We start from the raw sequence: 16751 nt of genomic DNA on the forward strand, positions 1-16751 counted from the left end.
TCGGGGCGGTCCGGGACGGGGACCCGATCTCGGGCCCGCCGGCCTACTGCTGTCCGATCGTCAGACCGCCATGCCGTAGACAATGGTGAACAGAGTGCCGAGTGATCCAATGATGAACACGCCGGTCAGGCCGGCGACGATCAGCCCCTTGCCCTGCTCGGCGCCGAAGCTGTCGCGCATCGCGGTCGCACCGATCCGCTGTTTGGCCGCCCCCCAGACGGCGATGCCGAGGCAGATGAGGATGGCGACGGCCATGACGACCTCGACCATCACCCGGGCCTCCGAGCCGAGGCTCGCGAACGGACCCCAGTCCGGGGCGATCCCGCCGATGATGGTGTCGATATTCGGCTTCTTTGGAGGGTCCTCGGCCAGGTGGCCGATCGCGTTCGTGTGCACGCTGCTCAGGTTCATTTCCATCTCACCGCCCGATCAGGCAAATTCAAGGGCCCTGACCCCGCCCGCGCGAAGGGTCGGTACCTATTCTTGGCCAGATCTGATGTCGACTTGGCTACTTCTCGCGGATTGGTCGTGAGGACTCGGCCACGTACGCGAGGATGTCCACCGTACGAAGGATAGCGCTCACTCTTTGTATCTCTGATGATTGCGGTGAGCAACGCCTTCCGGAACACTTCGACTGACGATTCGTCGGGATGGTGCTGATGGTACTCCGGAAGGCCGGTACGGCCGCCGCCGCTGCGGGAGTTGTGACGTTCGGATTCCTCGGTCTGGTGTCAGTGGGGACGTTTGCGGCGAGTGGGGCGCCGCAGCAGTCCGCGAATCGCGTGGCGCTCTCACCGGGGACGGTCCCGGCGGCCTACCAGGCCCCGATCCAGCAGTGGGGAACGCTCTGCCCGGAGATCTCCCCGCCGATGCTCGCGGCGCAGCTGTACCAGGAAAGCGGTTTCGATCCGAAGGCCCAATCCGGCGTCGGGGCCCAGGGAATGGCGCAGTTCATGCCCGACACCTGGGCGGCATACGGCACGGACGCCAATGGGGACGGCAAGAAGGACGTCTGGGACCCGCTGGACGCGATCGCCTCGGCGGCGACCTTCGACTGCGCGCTCGCGAAGGACGTCGCCAAGGTCCCGGGCGACCGGCAGGCCAACGTGCTGGCCGCCTACAACGCCGGCCCGTACGCGGTGACCAAGTACAGCGGGGTGCCGCCGTACAAGGAGACCCAGGGGTATGTGAGGAACATTCAGGCGATGGCCCGCAGCTTCACCGCGCCCACGGCGCCGGTGGAGGTGTCCGGGCAGTCGGCCGGGGCGATCTACTTCGCGCAGAGCAAGCTGGGGACGCCGTACCTGTGGGGCGGGGACGGGCTGGCCTGGCAGAACGGCCGGTTCGACTGCTCGGGCCTGACCGTGGCCGCGTTCGCCAGCGTGGGCATCACCCTGCCCCGGGTGGCGAACGACCAGTGGTACGCCGGGCCGCACCCGTCGCGCGACCAGCTGCGGCCGGGCGACCTGGTGTTCTGGGCGACGGACCTGAACGATCCGCGCAGCATCCACCACGTCGGGATCTACGTCGGCGGCGGGTACATGATCAACGCGCCGCACACCGGCGCGGTGATCCGCTACGACAAGATCGACACCAAGGAGTACATCGGCGCGACCCGGGTCACCTCGGACGGCGCCCAGGCGCTGCCGAACCGCAACGCGGACGGCTCCGTCAGCGCCCCGAGCCGCCCGGGCACGACGGCACCGACCACCCCGGCGGACCCGAACGCCCTCGCGGCCCCGAACCCTCCGGCCACTGCCCCGGCGACCGCCGCCGCCCCACCCGCGGCCGCCGCGCCGCCCGCCCCGGCCGGTCCTGGCCCCGCCGGGACGGGTCAGCCGGCGGCCAAGGGCTGAGCCGCCCGAAGCCCGAGGTGTGAGTGCCCTGTGGACGCTGAGTCAAGTTTCCATAACCGCGCGTTTCCGTGGAACGCTGTGCCCCGGCGATGACGTTGGTCCCGATGGCCCACCGTCAGATTCCCGCGCCGGGAGGGGCCCGGCCGGAACGAACAGGTGCAGCGGACCAGAAGGAGGTGCGGCGTGTCGACGCCGCTTGCCGACACGACCAATCCCGACCTCGGCCTGCTCTACGCCGTCAACGGCCTGGCCAAGCGCTCCCCGCAGTGGCTGGACCACCTCGTCTCGTGGATCGGCGAGTACGGCATCCTGATCGGCCTGGCGATGCTCGGCCTGGTGGCCTGGCTGCAGGCCAGACGCCGGCCGGACGCGCCGGTGGCCGTCGCCGGGCTGCTCTGGGTGCCGCTCTCGGTCGCCATCGCCGAGCTGGCCAACCTGCCGATCGCCGCGATCGTGAACCGCCCGCGCCCGTTCGTCGACCACAGCGGGCTGCTGGTGCTGGTGGACGGCAAGGCCGGCACCCACTCCTTCGTCAGCGACCACTCGACCATGACGATGGGCGTGGCGGTGGCGCTGTTCCTGGTGAACCGGCGGCTCGGCTGGATCGCCGGGGGGCTGGCCCTGCTGCAGGGCTTCTGCCGGATGTTCATGGGCGTCCACTACCCGACCGACGTGATCGGCGGCTTCGCGCTCGCCGCCGCGGTCGTCCTGCTGCTGGCGCCGATCGCGATGGCGGTGCTGGTCCCGCTCTGCCACGCGCTGAGCCGGACCGCCGTCGCCCCGCTGATCCGGGCGCCGGAGCGCGGCGGCGCCGGCCCGCGCGGCCGACGCCGCGGGCGTGAGCGGCGGGCGGTGCGCTCCGAGGAGCAGCCGCCGGAGTCCGATCTGGCGGCGTGAGTCGCACGGCTACCCCGGCCGGTCTCCGCTCTCGGCGAGGACGAGGGCGAGGTGGTCGTCCGCCTCCCTCCGGGCCAGGTCGCGCGAGCGGCGGGCCGGTGAGTACCAGCCACAGCTACAGGTCGCGAAGGCGAAGGAACCGCGCTCGCTGATCGCGACACGGTGCTCGGGCATCCGGACGGTGCCGGGGGAGGCCGGCAGCTCACTGTGCACGTGGTTCACCGTAGCGCGCCGGACGCCCGGCGTGCGAAGCCGTCCGTGGGCCCCGTTCCGCGTAACCCTTCGCGCCTCAACTCGTTTGCCCGGAAAGAGCTCTGCCCACCTGGTGGTGTCGGCAGGGCAGTCGGGCCCGAGGGGGTTGTCGCGAGGATGAAGATGACCGACCAGCAGCGCACCGGGCGGCCGGAGCGCCGTCCGATGCCGCACCTGCGTTCGGCGGCCGGGGCCGCCCTGCTCGCCGCCGCTCTGGCGGGCCTGTCCGCCGGCTGCGCGGCCGGCTCCGGCGGCGGCTCCTCGGACCAGCGGTCGGGAGCCCCCGACCAGCTCGCCGCCGACCCGCTGACGGCGGTGCGCAACGCCGCCGACATCACCGGCCGCACCGGCTCCGCGCACACCGCCACCGAGCTGGTCACCGAGTCGTCCGAGAAGAAGGCCGCCTTCACCGGGACGGGCGGCTACGACTACGTGAAGCGGATCGGCCGGCTGGAGGTCCAGGTGCCCCCGGGCGCGGCGACCACCGGGAAGATCGTCGAGGTGGTCCTGCCGGGCACCGTCTACCTGCAGAACAGCGGCGCCAAGGTGCCCGAGGGCAAGTGGGTCAAGCTGGACGTGCGTCAGCTGCCGGACGGCAACCTGGTCAGCGGCGGCGCCACCGATCCGGCCACCGCGGCGGGCGCGCTGCGCGGGGCGCAGAAGGCGGACGCGGTCGGCACCGAGACCGTCGACGGGGTACCGCTGCACCACTACCGCGGCACCCTGGACCTGGTCAAGGCGGCCGACGCGACCGGTGGCCGGGGCGGGGACGGCCTGCGGATGGGGGCCCAGACCTTCACCGTGAAGGAGGTCCCGTACGACGCCTGGCTGGACGACCAGGGCCGGCTGCACAAGGTGGTCGAGGTGTTCACCTTCGCCGGGGTGGCCGGCTCGAAGGAGGCCAAGGACCAGGTGAAGGTGACGTCGACCACCTCCCTGACGGACTTCGGCAAGCCGGTGGAGGCGGCCGAGCCGCCGGCCTCGGACATCTACGCGATGAAGCCCACGGAGAGCCCCAAGTAGGCCGCCGGGGCAGGGCTCCGGCGCCGGGGCGAAACGGGGCGCCGCCGGAGCGGGTGGCCTCCCGGGGAGCGGCGGTCACCCGTTTCGGCGGCGCCGAGATGGCCCGTCCGTGCCATGTGGACGGGCCCCGAAGTGCCTAGGCTGGACGTCGGGTGGCTGCCGCCCGGGCTGGCGAGGCGCTGAAGGGGTGGTGCAGGTGGTGTCGTCCACGGGTGGCCGCAGCGGCGGCCACGACGACGCGGCCCTCGACGAGATCGAGCTGGCCGGCGAGCTGATGATCGCCGCGACGGCCAGCACCGGCGACCGGCTGCCGACCGAGCGGATCGACGAGGTCCTGCTCGACCGGGCCGAACCGGGGCAGGCCGAGGGGGAGACCGGGCGGGCCGCCGACGACTGAGGCGCGCCCCGGGGCGTGTCTCAGCTGCGCAGCAGTCGGGCGATCGCGGCCGTGGCCTCCGCCACCTTGGCGTCGAGCTCCGCGCCACCCTCCTCGGCGGCGGCCGCGACGCAGTGCCGCAGGTGCTCCTCCAGCAGGGAGAGCGCGAAGGACTGCAGCGCCTTGGTACCGGCCGACACCTGGGTGAGCACGTCGATGCAGTAGACGTCCTCGTCGACCATCCGCTGGAGGCCGCGGATCTGGCCCTCGATCCGGCGCAGCCGCTTGAGGTGGGCGTCCTTCTGCGCGCTGTAGCCGTGCGGGCCGTGGTGCCCGGCGGCCGCGAGGGCGGGGGGCGCGTCGGCGGACGGCTCGGTCCCGTGCGCGTGGTCCGGCTCGGTGCGCGCTTGCGTCGTGGTCATCGGCCCGCCTTCGTCTGGATGCCTGGTGGCTGCGTCGGCCACCAGTGTCCAACACCAGGGCCGTCCGTGGTGTTCCGATGGCCGACGCGGCATGTGCCGAAGGGCCTCGGACCGGCCCCCGCGCGGTTGAGCCGTCTGAGCGGCGCCCCCGTCTTCCGCAGGCCCGACGAGGACAATCCGGGCGAGGTTCCGTCAGACTGGGGGCTCCCGTCCGCACATGGGTGTGCGGTCCGGGTCAGCTGGTGCGGCAGCCGAACGGAAGGGGAGGTTCCGCCTCCACCGTCAGCACCCCGTTTGCGTGATTGCGCTTGGTTGCACCTAGCATCGTTCAGTCCCTACCCCGCACATCGGAGATTTCCGTGCGTTTTAGCCTGACCCCGAAGGAGACGAGCTTCTACGACATGTTCGCCGCCGCTGCGGACAACCTCGTCGTCGGTTCGAAACTCCTGCTGGAACTACTGGGATCAGACGTGTCGGCCCGCGCGGAGATCGTCGAGCGCATGCGCGCCGCCGAGCACGCTGGGGACGACACCACCCATGCCGTCTTCCACCAGCTGAACTCGTCCTTCATCACGCCCTTCGACCGTGAGGACATCTACAACCTCGCCTCGTCGCTGGACGACATCATGGACTTCATGGAGGAAGCCGTCGACCTGGTCGTCCTCTACGACATCCAGACGCTGCCGAAGGGGATCGAGCAGCAGATCGAGGTACTGGCACGGGCCGCCGAGCTCACCGCCGAGGCGATGCCGAACCTGCGCAGCATGTCGAACCTCACCGAGTACTGGATCGAGGTCAACCGGCTGGAGAACCAGGCCGACCAGATCCACCGCAAGCTGCTCGCCCACCTGTTCTCCGGCCAGTACGACGCCATCGAGGTGCTCAAGCTCAAGCAGGTCGTGGACGTCCTTGAGGAGGCGGCGGACGCGTTCGAGCACGTCGCCAACACGGTGGAGACCATCGCCGTCAAGGAGTCCTGACCCTCGTGGACATGGCAGCACTCATCGCCGTCGTCGGCGTTGCGTTCTTCTTCACCTACACCAACGGCTTCCACGACTCGGCGAACGCGATCGCCACCTCGGTCTCCACCCGGGCGCTGACCCCCAGGGCCGCACTCGCGATGGCCGCGGTGATGAACCTGGCCGGCGCCTTCCTCGGCAGCGGCGTGGCGCACACCGTCTCCCAGGGGATCATCGAGACCCCCAGCGGCAACCAGGGGATGGCGATCCTGTTCGCCGCCCTGATCGGCGCGATCGCCTGGAACCTGGTCACCTGGTACTTCGGCCTGCCGTCCTCCTCCTCGCACGCGCTGTTCGGCGGCATGGTGGGCGCGGGCCTGGCCGGCGGCATCGAGGTGTTCTGGAACGGGGTCCTCGACAAGATCGTCATTCCGATGATCGTCTCGCCGGTGGTCGGCCTGGTCGGCGGCTTCCTGGTGATGCTGGCGATCCTGTGGATCTTCCGCCGGGCCAACCCGCACCGCGCCAAGCGCAACTTCCGGGTCGCCCAGACCGCCTCGGCCGCCGCGATGGCGCTGGCGCACGGTCTGCAGGACGCGCAGAAGACCATGGGCATCGTGGTGATGGCGCTCACCATCTCCGGCCACCACACCGGTGAGGGCATCCCGGTGTGGGTGAAGATCTCCTGCGCCACCATGCTCTCGCTGGGCACCTACGCGGGCGGCTGGCGGATCATGCGGACGCTCGGCCGCAAGATCATCGAGCTGGACCCGCCGCAGGGCTTCGCGGCCGAGGCCACCGCCGCGACGGTCATGTACGTCACGTCGTTCGTCTTCAAGGCGCCGATCTCCACCACCCACGTGATCACCGCGGCGATCATGGGCGCGGGGGCCACCAAGCGGATCCGCGCGGTGCGCTGGGGCGTCGCGAAGAACATCGTGCTCGGCTGGTTCATCACGATGCCGGCGGCCGCCGTCGTCGCAGCGCTGGTGTACTGGTTCGTCCACCTGTTCTGGGGCTGACCGCCCCCGGACGTGAAACAGGGCCCGCCCCCACATCTCGGGGGCGGGCCCTTCTTCATGCCCCACGGCGGCACCGCCATGCAGCACCGCGGAGCAGTCTGTGTCGCGCCGTTCGCCTCCGGACGCTCCGGTCCGGGGCTCGTGACGGGGCCGGCCTAGCCGAAGCGGCCGGAGATGTAGTCCTCGGTCGCCTGGACCGACGGGTTGGAGAAGATCCGCTGGGTGTCGTCCAGCTCGACCAGCTTGCCCGGCTGGCCGACGCCGGCCAGGTTGAAGAAGGCGGTGCGGTCGCTGACGCGGGCCGCCTGCTGCATGTTGTGGGTCACGATGACGATGGTGAACTGCGACTTCAGCTCGCCGATCAGGTCCTCGATCGCGAGGGTCGAGATCGGGTCGAGCGCGGAGCAGGGCTCGTCCATCAGCAGGACCTGCGGCTCGACCGCGATGGCGCGGGCGATGCACAGTCGCTGCTGCTGCCCGCCGGAGAGGCCGGCGCCCGGCTTGTTCAGCCGGTCCTTGACCTCGTTCCACAGGTTGGCGCCCTGGAGGGACTTCTCCACCACGCCGTCCAGGAGGGACTTCTTGCGCACACCCGCGAGCTTCAGCCCGGCGACCACGTTGTCGTAGATCGACATGGTCGGGAACGGGTTCGGGCGCTGGAAGACCATGCCGACCGAACGGCGGACGGCGACCGGGTCGACGCTGGCGCCGTACAGGTTCTCGTCGTCCAGGAGCACCTTGCCCTCGACGCGGGCGCCGGGGATCACCTCGTGCATCCGGTTGAGGGTGCGCAGGAAGGTCGACTTGCCGCAGCCGGAGGGGCCGATGAAGGCCGTCACCGAGCGGGGCTCGATGCTCATCGAGATGTCCTCGATGGCCTTGGTGGTGCCGTAGAAGGCGGACAGTCCGCTGACGTCGATGCGCTTGGCCATGATCGTTCTTCTCTCGCCTGCGGCGGAGCCGCTAATGAATTCTGGTTCGTACGTCAGTCGGGCGCTCAGTGTCCGCCCTTGGGCGAGCGCCAGCGTGCGATGCCCCGGGCGATGAGGTTGAGCCCCATCACGAAGGCGATCAGCACCAGCGCGGCGCCCCAGGCGCGGGCGTAGCCGAAGTCGTTGTTGACCATCGAGTACTGCTGCCAGATGTACATCGGCAGGGACTGCTGCGGTCCGTCGAACGGGTTGGTGTTGATGTAGTCGGCACCGAACACCAGCATCATCACCGGGGCGGTCTCGCCCGTGATGCGGGCGACCGAGAGCATCACACCGGTGGTGATGCCGCCGATAGCGGTGGGGATGACGATCCGCAGGATGGTCTTCCACTTCGGCACGCCGAGCGCGTACGAAGCCTCGCGCAGCTCGTTCGGGACGAGCTTGAGCATCTCCTCGGTCGAGCGGACCACGACCGGCATCATCAGGATCGCCAGCGCGAGGCTGCCCGAGAAGCCGGAGTAGTTGAAGCCGAGGACGAGGTTCCAGAGCGAGAGGATGAACAGACCGGCGACGATCGACGGGACACCCGTCATGACGTCGACGAAGAAGGTGACCACCTTGGCGAGCGTGCCGCGGCCGTACTCGACCAGGTAGACGGCGGTCAGAAGACCGATCGGGGCGGCCATCGCGGTGGCCAGGCCGACCTGCTCCAGCGTGCCGATCAGCGCGTGGTAGATGCCGCCGCCGGGGCCGGAGGTGCGGATGCCCTTCATGGAGTGGGTCAGGAAGTTCCCGTCCACCACGCTGGCGCCCTGCTGGACGGTGTAGAAGGTCAGCGCCGCGAGCGGCACCACGGCCAGGATGAAGGCGACCCAGACCACCGAGGTGGCGAGCCGGTCCTTGGCCTGGCGGCGGCCCTCGACCTGGGCCGAGAGCACGTAGCTGATCACCACGAACAGGGCGGCGGAGATCAGGCCCCACTGCAGGTGGCTGGCCAGGCCGCCGATCGCGCCGATCGCGCAGCCGAGCGCGATGGAGCCGCCGGCGACGGCGGCCGGGGCCCACTTGGGCAGCCGGTTCGCGGTGAGCGGACGGTTGACCAGGCGGGTGTCCGCCGGAACCGAGGTCGTAGCAGTGCTCATGCGTTGGCCCCCGAGTACTCCTTGCGGCGGGCGACGATCAGCCGCGCGGCACCGTTCACCAGCAGGGTGATCACGAACAGGACGAGGCCGGAGGCCATCAACGCGTCCCGGCCGAAGGGCTGGGCCTCGTTGAACTTCAGCGCGATGTTCTGCGCGAAGGTGCCGCCGCCCGGGTCGAGCAGGTGCAGCGACAGGACGTTGTTGGACGAGAGCACGATCGCCACCGCGATGGTCTCGCCGAGCGCGCGGCCGAGGCCGAGCATCGAGGCCGAGATGATGCCGGGGCGGCCGAACGGCAGCACCGCGGTCCGGATCATCTCCCAGCGGGTCGCGCCGAGCGCGAGCGCCGCCTCCTCGTGCATCCGCGGCACCTGCCGGAAGACCTCGCGGCTGACCGCGGTGATGATCGGCAGGATCATGATGGCCAGCAGGATGCCGACGGTGAACAGGTTGCGCGGCGTGGTGCCGGCCCGGGACTGGTCGAAGATGTACGTCCAGCCGAGGTAGTCGTTCAGCCAGCTGGTCAGCCCGTCCAGGTGCGGCACCAGGAACAGCGCGCCCCAGAGGCCGTACACGACGCTGGGGACGGCCGCGAGCAGGTCCACCAGGTAGGCGAACGGCTGGGCGATCTTGCGCGGCGCGTAGTGCGAGATGAACAGCGCGATCCCGATGGCCACCGGGACGGCGATCGCCATCGCGATCAACGCGCTGACGATGGTGCCGAACGCGAGGACCGCGATGCCGAAGACCGGCTTCGGGGCGTCCGGCGTCCACTCGAAGGTGGTGAGGAAGTTGCCCTCGTTCTTGCTCAGGGCGATGCCCGAACGCCAGGTCAGGAAGCCCGCGATGGCGGCCATGATGACCAGCAGCAGGATGCCCGACCCACGAGCGGCGTTCATGAAGATCTTGTCGCCGACCCGGCTGTCACGCTTGCGGCGTTCCCTGCCTCGCGGGGCGGCAGGGGAGGATGAAGTCATTGGTCTACTCCGGTCTGGTGGTGCTGCCCCGAGGGGGCGGCACCCTGGCGGCGGTGCCCCGGACGTGCTTTTTCGTCACTGCTTCCCGGTGGGGGCGGCCCCGGCCCCCCTCGTTCACGGGGCCGCCCCACCGGGAGGTCCTACTGGATCAGGCCAGCGTCGGGATGATGGCGTTGACCTTGTCCGTCAGCTCCTTGGGGAGCGGGACGTAGCCCGTGTCGCCGATGGCCTTCTGGCCGGCGTCGCTGGCGGCGTAGGTCAGGAAGGCCTTCACGGTGTCGAGGGTGTCGGCCTTGTTGCCCTTGTCGCAGACGATCTCGTAGGTGACCAGGACCAGCGGGTACGAGCCCTCGTCCTTGGTCGCGTAGTCGAGGGTCAGCGCCAGGTCGCTGCCGGTGCCGGCGACCTTCGCCTTGGCGAAGGTGTTGGCGGCGTTGACGGCGGTGGCCTCGATCGGCTTGGCGGCGCCGGTGTTGATGGCGGCGCTCTTCAGGTTGTTGGTCTGCGCGTAGGAGAGCTCGGCGTAGCTGATCGAGTTCTTGACCTGCTTCACCTGGGCCGAGACACCGGCGGACTCCTTGGCCGACTGGCCACCCTTGCCCGCCCAGGCCTTGGCGGCCGGGTAGCTCCAGGCGCCGCCGGAGGTCTTGGCGAAGTACTTGGTCAGGTTCTCCGTGGTGCCGGAGTCGTCCGAGCGGTGGAAGGCCTGGATGTCGGCGTCCGGCAGCTTGGCGCCCGGGTTCAGGGCGACGATCGCCGGGTCGTTCCACTTGGTGATCTGCGAGTCGAAGATCTTGGCGGCGGTCGGGCCGTCCAGGACCAGGTTGTCGACACCCTCGATGTTGTAGATCAGCGAGATCAGGCCGCCGACCATCGGCAGGTCGATGCCCTGGCCGCCGGTGCAGACCTTCTTGCTGTCCTCGACCTCGGCCGGCTTCAGGGCCGAGTCCGAACCCGCGAACTGGACCTTGCCCTGGTTGAACTGCTGGACACCCGTGCCGGAGCCGCCGCCACCGTAGTTGATCGTGCTGCCGGAGCAGGCGGCGCCGAAGTTGGTCTTCCAGACGTCCATCGCGTTGCCCTGGGCGGTGGAGCCCGAGGCGAGCAGCGTGCCCGACTTGCCACAGTTGATCGCCGCGGCCGACGAGCCGCCGCTGGAGCCACCGGACGCCTTGGTGTCGTTGTTGTTGTCCGAGCCGCAGGCGGCGAGCGACAGCGAGCTGACGAGCGCCATGGCACCGATGGCGAGGGCCTTGGAGCGGCCGTTCCGCTGGAGCTTCACTGGGGTGTCCCTTTCTGTGGCATTGCCCGGCGCGCGGGCCGTACGAGGACGGCGGAGCGCGGGTTTTGCTGTGGTCCGGGGCCCGTTCGGCCCTCCGGTAAACCCGAAGTTAGGCCGGGTAGGTGACACGACAGCCGGTCGCAAGTGAACGGAGAGTGAACCTCGAACGGATGACAGGAAACTACGTCAGGTAGTAACGGTTGCGTCACGGCAAGGGCGCGACGTGATCACTTCCACCGTCCCTTCGCCGATGGCAGGTCGTCCGCCCGTACGGGCTTCGCACCCAGCATCACCAGCAGGGCGTCGACCAGCAACCGGTCGCGGTCGTGCGTCAGCCGGGCGCGGGCCTTTCCGGCGGGCAACCACTCCAACCGGTCCACCTCGCGGTTCGGCCGGAACGCCCCGCTCGACGGCACCGCCGCCCAGTAGCGCACCTCCTTCGGCCGGCCCTGCGCCAGGTAGTGCTGGGTCGGCAGCTCCGGACCGAGCAGGCAGGAGAACCCGGTCTCCTCGTGCACCTCGCGCAGCGCCGCCGCGACCACGCCCTCCCCCGGATCGAGCTTGCCCTTCGGCAGGCTCCAGTCGTCGTACTTGGGCCGGTGGATCACCGCGATCCGCGGCCGCCCCAGTCGGCCGCTCTTCTTCGGCCGGCCCGGCAGCCACAGCACCGCGCCGGCCGCCAGGACCACCGGGGCGCGCCCCGCCCCGGTCGCGGTTGCCCCCACTCCCGGCCCGGTGCTCAGACGATCGCGCAACTCAGGCCGTCCGTGGTGCGGGGGAATGCCCCCAGCCCTCGGCAGGGGGGAGGTCCAGCCAGCCGTCCAGGCCGGGCGGGAGGTCTGGCCACCGGTGGCCGAAGGCGTACCGCGCCGCCTCCACCTCCAGTCGCTGATCAGCGTGCACCACGCCCAGCACGTACGCGGTCGCCGGGGTGATCCGCGGAGTCCGCGCCGCGGTGGCCACCGTGACCGCGGCGTCCGCCGCCTCCTGGTGCCGGCCCAGCACCCCGTCCAGCTCGTCCAGCTCGGCGGAGGTACGGCCGCAGACCTCCAGCGCGTACCGGGCCCGCTTCACCAGGATCCGCATCCGGGCCCACGGCGCGTCGTCGGCCGCCAGCGCCGCGTCCGCGTCCACCGCGCCGCGCGCCGCCGGGACGACGCCCAGCCGGCGCAGCCCGTCCCCGCCGTACGGGGTGGCGGCCCGCCGCAGCGGCAGCTGCTGGGCGCTCGCGGACAGCACCGCGACCGCGGCGGCCGCCTGCGGCAGCAACACCGCCGGCGCCCGGCCGCCCGCCGCCTCCAGCAGCGGCGCCTCGCCGACCAGCAGCGTCATCCGGTCCGCCAGCGCGTGCAGCCGAGCCGACCGGAGCTCCTGGAGCACCGAGGAGTGCGCCCTGGTCCGGGCCAGGGTCAGCTGCCGGTCCAGCAGCGCCCGCGCCTTGGGCGCCCCGGCGTGCCCGGCCAGCATGCCCGCCCCGTCCGGGTCGCTGCCGCTCAGCGAGTCCAGCGCGCCCAGCAGCCGGGCCGAGCGGCGGACGTACCCGGGCTCCAGCGCCAACAGGTTGAGCAGCCAGCGCAGTTCGGTGCGCGACTCCTGCGCCCAGGCCTGCTCGAAGACGGAACCGAAGGTGTGCAGCAGCCCGCCGATCCGCCGGACCGTCCGCAGCAGGTCGGCGGTACCGGCCGCCGGAACGACCGCGGCCGTCCCCGGTCTGGCGCCGACCTCGCCCACCGCCAGCGGCAGGGCACGAAGGAACGCGCCGGCCTGGGCGGTGAGATGGCTGGAGAGGATGTCCCCGGCGGTCGCTGTGGCAGCCGCCTGGGCCGTCATCGGCGCATCGGTCATGGCGTGGTAGATCCCCGTTCCCCCGGGTTCGTCCCCCCGGGGCTGGTGGCCGACCGCTGGAACCGGTCCCCTGCGGTTCCAGCGGCTCGCATCAGTGGTCGTGTCAGCGCGAGGTGGCGGCCCGGCGGCGCTGGCGCGAGTCGATCAGCAGATCCTGGACGTGCCGCAACGGCCTGCCCTCGGCGTCCTGCGGGTGGCGGGCCCACGCACCGTCCGGCCCCAGGTGCCAGGACTCGCTCTCGTCCGACATCCCGAGGTCGATCAGCCCGGACAGCTCGGCCCGGTGCGCCGGATCGGTGATCCGCAGCAGCGCCTCTATCCGGCGGTCCAGGTTGCGGTGCATCATGTCGGCGCTGCCGATCCAGACCTCCGGATCGCCGTTGTTGCCGAACACGAAGATCCGGGAGTGCTCCAGGAAGCGGCCCAGGATGCTGCGGACCCGGATGTTCTCGCTCAGCCCCGGCACACCCGGCCGGATCGCGCAGATCCCGCGCACCCAGACGTCCACCGGCACGCCGGCCTGCGACGCCCGGTACAGCGCGTCGATCACGGCCTCGTCGACGATCGAGTTGACCTTGAGCTTCACGTACGCCGGCCGGCCGGCCCGGTGGTGGGCGATCTCGTTGTGGATCCGGGAGATCAGCCCGTCGCGCAGACCGCGCGGGGCGGTCAGCAGGCGGCGGTAGGACTCGCGGCGCGAGTAACCGGACAGCCGGTTGAACAGGTCCGAGAGGTCGGCCCCGACCTGCGGGTCCGAGGTCAGCAGCCCCAGGTCCTCGTACAGCCGGGCGGTCTTCGGGTGGTAGTTGCCGGTGCCCACGTGCGAGTAGCGGCGCAGGGTGTCGCCCTCCTGGCGGACCACCAGCGACAGCTTGCAGTGCGTCTTCAGCCCGACCAGGCCGTAGACCACGTGGCAGCCGGCCTCCTCCAGCTTGCGGGCCCACTTGATGTTGGCCTGCTCGTCGAAGCGCGCCTTGATCTCCACCAGGACCAGCACCTGCTTGCCCGACTCCGCCGCGTCGATCAGCGCGTCCACGATCGGCGAGTCGCCCGAGGTGCGGTACAGCGTCTGCTTGATCGCCAGGACGTCCGGGTCGGCGGCGGCCTGTTCCAGGAAGGCCTGCACCGAGGTGGAGAAGCTGTCGTACGGGTGGTGCAGCAGGACGTCCCGCTCGCGCATCGCGGCGAAGATGTCCGGCTGGGACGCCGACTCGACGTCGGTCAGCCCGCGGGCGGTGCCGGCCACGAACTTCGGGTACTTCAGCTCCGGGCGGTCCAGCTCGGCGATCCCGAACAGGCCGGTCAGGTCGAGCGGCCCGGGCAGCGGGAAGACCTCCGCCTCGGTGATGTTCAGCTCCCGCACCAGCAGGTCCAGGATGTAGGGGTCGATCGACTCCTCGACCTCCAGCCGCACCGGCGGGCCGAAGCGCCGCCGCATCAGCTCCTTCTCCAGGGCCTTGAGGATGTTCTCGGTGTCGTCCTCCTCCACCTCTAGGTCCTCGTTGCGGGTCACCCGGAAGGCGTGGTGGGCGAGCACCTCCATGCCCGGGAACAGCTCCTCCAAGTGCGCGCCCATCACGTCCTCCAGCGGGACGTAACGCTGCGGCGAGGCCTCCAGGAAGCGGGCCAGCGACTGCGGCACCTTCACCCGGGCGAAGTGCTTGTGGCCCGACACCGGGTTGCGCACCACGACGGCCAGGTTGAGTGAGAGTCCCGATATGTACGGGAAGGGGTGCGCCGGGTCGACCGCCAGCGGGGTGAGGACCGGGAAGATCTTCTGCCGGAACAGGGTGTGCAGCCGGGCCTGCTCCTTCTCGGCCAGCTCCGGCCAGCGGACCACCTCGATGCCCTCGGTCGCGAGGTCCGGCAGCACCTCCTGCTGGAAGGCGGCGGCGTGCCTCGCCATCAGCTCGCGCGAGCGGGTCCAGATCAGGTCCAGCACCTCGCGCGGCTGCAGGCCGGACGCGCTGCGCTGGGCGACGCCCGTGGCGATCCGGCGCTTCAGGCCGGCTACCCGGACCATGAAGAACTCGTCCAGGTTGCTCGCGAAGATCGCGAGGAACTTGGCCCGCTCCAGCAGCGGGATGCCCGAGTCCTCGGCCAGCTCCAGGACCCGCTCGTTGAAGGCGAGCCAACTGCGCTCGCGATCGAGGAAGCGGCCCTGCGGCAGCGCGTCGAACTCCTGCTCGTCCTCGGCCGGCAGCTCTGGCGGTATCCCCAGCGCACTGGACATCCGGGCCGGCGGGGAAAGCGGGGCAGAGACGGGGCGGGGGATGCTCATGGGCTCCAGCTCCTCCAGCAGCAGGACGGCGTCCGGACGCGAATGGCTCTGCGAGCCGTCGTCCTCGCCCAGGACCAGCGCCCACCCGCCGGGCGCGGTCCTTACAGGGTCGACCGGCACGTGGCGGTCGACTCTGCACGAGCGAGACACTACGGACTTCATCCTGTGATCTTCGCGGCAGCAATTGAATCCACGGTAAACACCGCATGGCCAGGAGGAAAGCTGAGTCGGTCGGGGCAAGGGACGGGGCCGTCCGACCCCTTGCCCCGGACCACCCGGTGCGGCTAAGCCGTCCGGTCCGTTCGGCCCGTTCGGCCTGTCCGACTCGTCTAGCCCGCTTGGCCCGTCCAGCCCGCTTGGCCCGGCCGGCCTTCGCGGTACTGGACTCGGTACATGAGGTCCACCTCGTGGATGGTGAACCCCAGTCGTTCATATACCCGCACAGCGGCCGGATTGTCGGCGTCGACGTAGAGCAGGACCGTCTCCAGTCCGCGCTCGCCCGCGTCCGAACCGGTCAGATGGCGCAGACCCGCGGCGGTCAGCGCGCGGCCGAGGCCGCTGCCCTGCTCCGCCGGGTCCACCCCGACGACGTACACCTCTCCGAGGGCCGGCTGGGTGGCGTCGGCCGGGTGCACCTTGGTCCAGTGGAAACCGACCACCTTGCCGTTCCGGGTGGCGAGGAAGAAGCCGGCCGGGTCGAACCACGGCTCCGCCAGCCGTTCGGCCAGGTCACGCTCCGTCCAGGCGCCCTGCTCCGGGTGGTGGGCGAAGGCCAGCGCGTTCAGCCGCAGCCACTCGGCGTCGTCCTCGCCGGGACGGAAGGTGCGGAGCTCGACGCCCTCCGGGACGGCGACGGCCTCGGTCTGCGGCCCGGTGCGACGCATCTGCCGCAGCTCGCGGACCAGCTCGGCACCGTACCGCCCGGCCAGGTGCCGGGCCGCCGGGTGACCGCCGTGTACCCAGAAGTCCACCGCATCGCGGCCCGCCCGGTGGGCCTCCGCGAGCACCGCGTCCACCAGCGGCCGGGCCAGGCCGCGCCCGCGGGCGGCCGGGTCGACCACCAGCTCGGCGGCGGGGTTGGCGGACGGCGCCTCCGGGACTTCGAGCTGGCCGTAGCCGACGACGGAGGCGCCGGCCTGCTCGCTCTCGATGAGATGGCTGACACCCGGGCGCGACGTCTCCGAGGAACGCAGCCGGAGCCGGCCCTGCTCGGACACGGCAGCCCGACCGTCCACCGCCTGGGCGTCCGCCAGAACGCGCAGGGCGCCGTCGCGCTGCTCGGGGCGGAGCACACTGTTCGCAATGACCGCTGTCTGATCGTCCATGCCCCGACGATACGTCACCGGAAATGCGAAAAACCCCCATCCGGTTTCCCGGATGGGGGTTCTTCTGAATGATTGTTCGGCGGCGTCCTACTCTCCCACAGGGTCCCCCCTGCAGTACCATCGGCGCTGTAAGGCTTAGCTTCCGGGTTCGGAATGTAAC

Annotated in this window: 17 protein-coding genes and 1 rRNA gene; 6 read left to right on the plus strand and 12 right to left on the minus strand. The window is 70.8% G+C overall.

The genetic code is table 11. The features are described 5' to 3' along the window. Nucleotides 1–60 precede the first annotated feature (60 nt). Nucleotides 61–411 carry a hypothetical protein gene (locus ACIOJE_RS33920; RefSeq protein ID WP_280685431.1) on the minus strand — a complete coding sequence of 117 codons (351 nt, stop codon included), beginning with the start codon at nucleotides 409–411 and terminating at the stop codon, nucleotides 61–63. 248 nt (nucleotides 412–659) lie between these two features. Here ACIOJE_RS33920 and ACIOJE_RS33925 point away from each other — a divergent pair, with 248 nt between their 5' ends. Together ACIOJE_RS33925 and ACIOJE_RS33930 are read left to right on the plus strand one after the other, a co-directional pair. Beyond that, entirely contained in the window at nucleotides 660–1856 is a 1197-nt protein-coding gene (locus ACIOJE_RS33925) for an NlpC/P60 family protein (protein ID WP_400781552.1), read from the plus strand. 183 nt (nucleotides 1857–2039) lie between these two features. Beyond that, the gene (locus tag ACIOJE_RS33930; protein ID WP_280685430.1) at nucleotides 2040–2753 is read left to right on the plus strand and encodes a phosphatase PAP2 family protein; all 714 of its coding nucleotides are present in this window, start codon (nucleotides 2040–2042) and stop codon (nucleotides 2751–2753) included. 9 nt (nucleotides 2754–2762) lie between these two features. Here the strand turns inward: ACIOJE_RS33930 and ACIOJE_RS33935 are convergent, their stop codons facing one another. Then, complete coding sequence (locus ACIOJE_RS33935; RefSeq protein ID WP_400781537.1) at nucleotides 2763–2966, minus strand: hypothetical protein; 204 nt, start codon at nucleotides 2964–2966, stop codon at nucleotides 2763–2765. Between the two features lie 162 nt (nucleotides 2967–3128). On the opposite strand from ACIOJE_RS33935, the gene ACIOJE_RS33940 reads away from it, so the two are divergent. Continuing rightward, on the plus strand, nucleotides 3129–4028 hold the full coding sequence (locus ACIOJE_RS33940; RefSeq protein ID WP_400781539.1) for a hypothetical protein: 900 nt from the start codon (nucleotides 3129–3131) through the stop codon (nucleotides 4026–4028). 196 nt (nucleotides 4029–4224) lie between these two features. After that, complete coding sequence (locus ACIOJE_RS33945; RefSeq protein ID WP_400781542.1) at nucleotides 4225–4425, plus strand: hypothetical protein; 201 nt, start codon at nucleotides 4225–4227, stop codon at nucleotides 4423–4425. A 20-nt stretch (nucleotides 4426–4445) separates the two neighbouring features. Here the strand turns inward: ACIOJE_RS33945 and ACIOJE_RS33950 are convergent, their stop codons facing one another. After that, a complete protein-coding gene (locus tag ACIOJE_RS33950; RefSeq protein WP_400781544.1) occupies nucleotides 4446–4826 on the minus strand; it encodes a metal-sensitive transcriptional regulator in 381 nt (126 codons plus the stop codon). 359 nt (nucleotides 4827–5185) lie between these two features. On the opposite strand from ACIOJE_RS33950, the gene ACIOJE_RS33955 reads away from it, so the two are divergent. Then, nucleotides 5186–5806, plus strand: a complete 621-nt coding sequence (locus tag ACIOJE_RS33955) for a DUF47 domain-containing protein (RefSeq protein ID WP_280685426.1) — start codon at nucleotides 5186–5188, stop codon at nucleotides 5804–5806. 5 nt (nucleotides 5807–5811) lie between these two features. Further along, the gene (locus ACIOJE_RS33960; protein WP_280685425.1) at nucleotides 5812–6807 is read left to right on the plus strand and encodes an inorganic phosphate transporter; all 996 of its coding nucleotides are present in this window, start codon (nucleotides 5812–5814) and stop codon (nucleotides 6805–6807) included. A 155-nt stretch (nucleotides 6808–6962) separates the two neighbouring features. Here ACIOJE_RS33960 and pstB read toward each other — a convergent pair whose 3' ends face one another. From pstB to rrf, 9 genes are all read right to left on the minus strand, one after another. Further along, on the minus strand, nucleotides 6963–7739 hold the full coding sequence (gene pstB, locus ACIOJE_RS33965) for a phosphate ABC transporter ATP-binding protein PstB (RefSeq protein ID WP_280685424.1): 777 nt from the start codon (nucleotides 7737–7739) through the stop codon (nucleotides 6963–6965). Between the two features lie 65 nt (nucleotides 7740–7804). Next, complete coding sequence (gene pstA, locus ACIOJE_RS33970; protein ID WP_280685423.1) at nucleotides 7805–8881, minus strand: phosphate ABC transporter permease PstA; 1077 nt, start codon at nucleotides 8879–8881, stop codon at nucleotides 7805–7807. After that, nucleotides 8878–9858, minus strand: coding sequence for a phosphate ABC transporter permease subunit PstC (gene pstC / locus ACIOJE_RS33975; RefSeq protein WP_280685422.1), 981 nt, complete (start codon nucleotides 9856–9858; stop codon nucleotides 8878–8880). The genes pstA and pstC overlap by 4 nt, the downstream gene beginning before the upstream one ends. A gap of 148 nt (nucleotides 9859–10006) precedes the next feature. After that, nucleotides 10007–11140, minus strand: a complete 1134-nt coding sequence (pstS, locus tag ACIOJE_RS33980) for a phosphate ABC transporter substrate-binding protein PstS (protein ID WP_280685421.1) — start codon at nucleotides 11138–11140, stop codon at nucleotides 10007–10009. A 227-nt stretch (nucleotides 11141–11367) separates the two neighbouring features. Beyond that, nucleotides 11368–11865 carry an NUDIX hydrolase gene (locus ACIOJE_RS33985; RefSeq protein ID WP_400781554.1) on the minus strand — a complete coding sequence of 166 codons (498 nt, stop codon included), beginning with the start codon at nucleotides 11863–11865 and terminating at the stop codon, nucleotides 11368–11370. A gap of 31 nt (nucleotides 11866–11896) precedes the next feature. After that, nucleotides 11897–12985, minus strand: coding sequence for a CHAD domain-containing protein (locus ACIOJE_RS33990; RefSeq protein ID WP_280685420.1), 1089 nt, complete (start codon nucleotides 12983–12985; stop codon nucleotides 11897–11899). Nucleotides 12986–13088: 103 nt separating this feature from the next. Then, nucleotides 13089–15266 carry an RNA degradosome polyphosphate kinase gene (locus ACIOJE_RS33995; protein ID WP_280685481.1) on the minus strand — a complete coding sequence of 726 codons (2178 nt, stop codon included), beginning with the start codon at nucleotides 15264–15266 and terminating at the stop codon, nucleotides 13089–13091. A 329-nt stretch (nucleotides 15267–15595) separates the two neighbouring features. Continuing rightward, a complete protein-coding gene (mshD, locus tag ACIOJE_RS34000; protein ID WP_400781549.1) occupies nucleotides 15596–16591 on the minus strand; it encodes a mycothiol synthase in 996 nt (331 codons plus the stop codon). A gap of 74 nt (nucleotides 16592–16665) precedes the next feature. Continuing rightward, nucleotides 16666–16751: ribosomal RNA gene (rrf, locus tag ACIOJE_RS34005) — 5S ribosomal RNA — on the minus strand; the annotation flags it as partial.

It is taken from the genome of Kitasatospora sp. NPDC087861, from assembly GCF_044742585.1.
In the GTDB taxonomy this organism is placed as follows: domain Bacteria; phylum Actinomycetota; class Actinomycetes; order Streptomycetales; family Streptomycetaceae; genus Kitasatospora.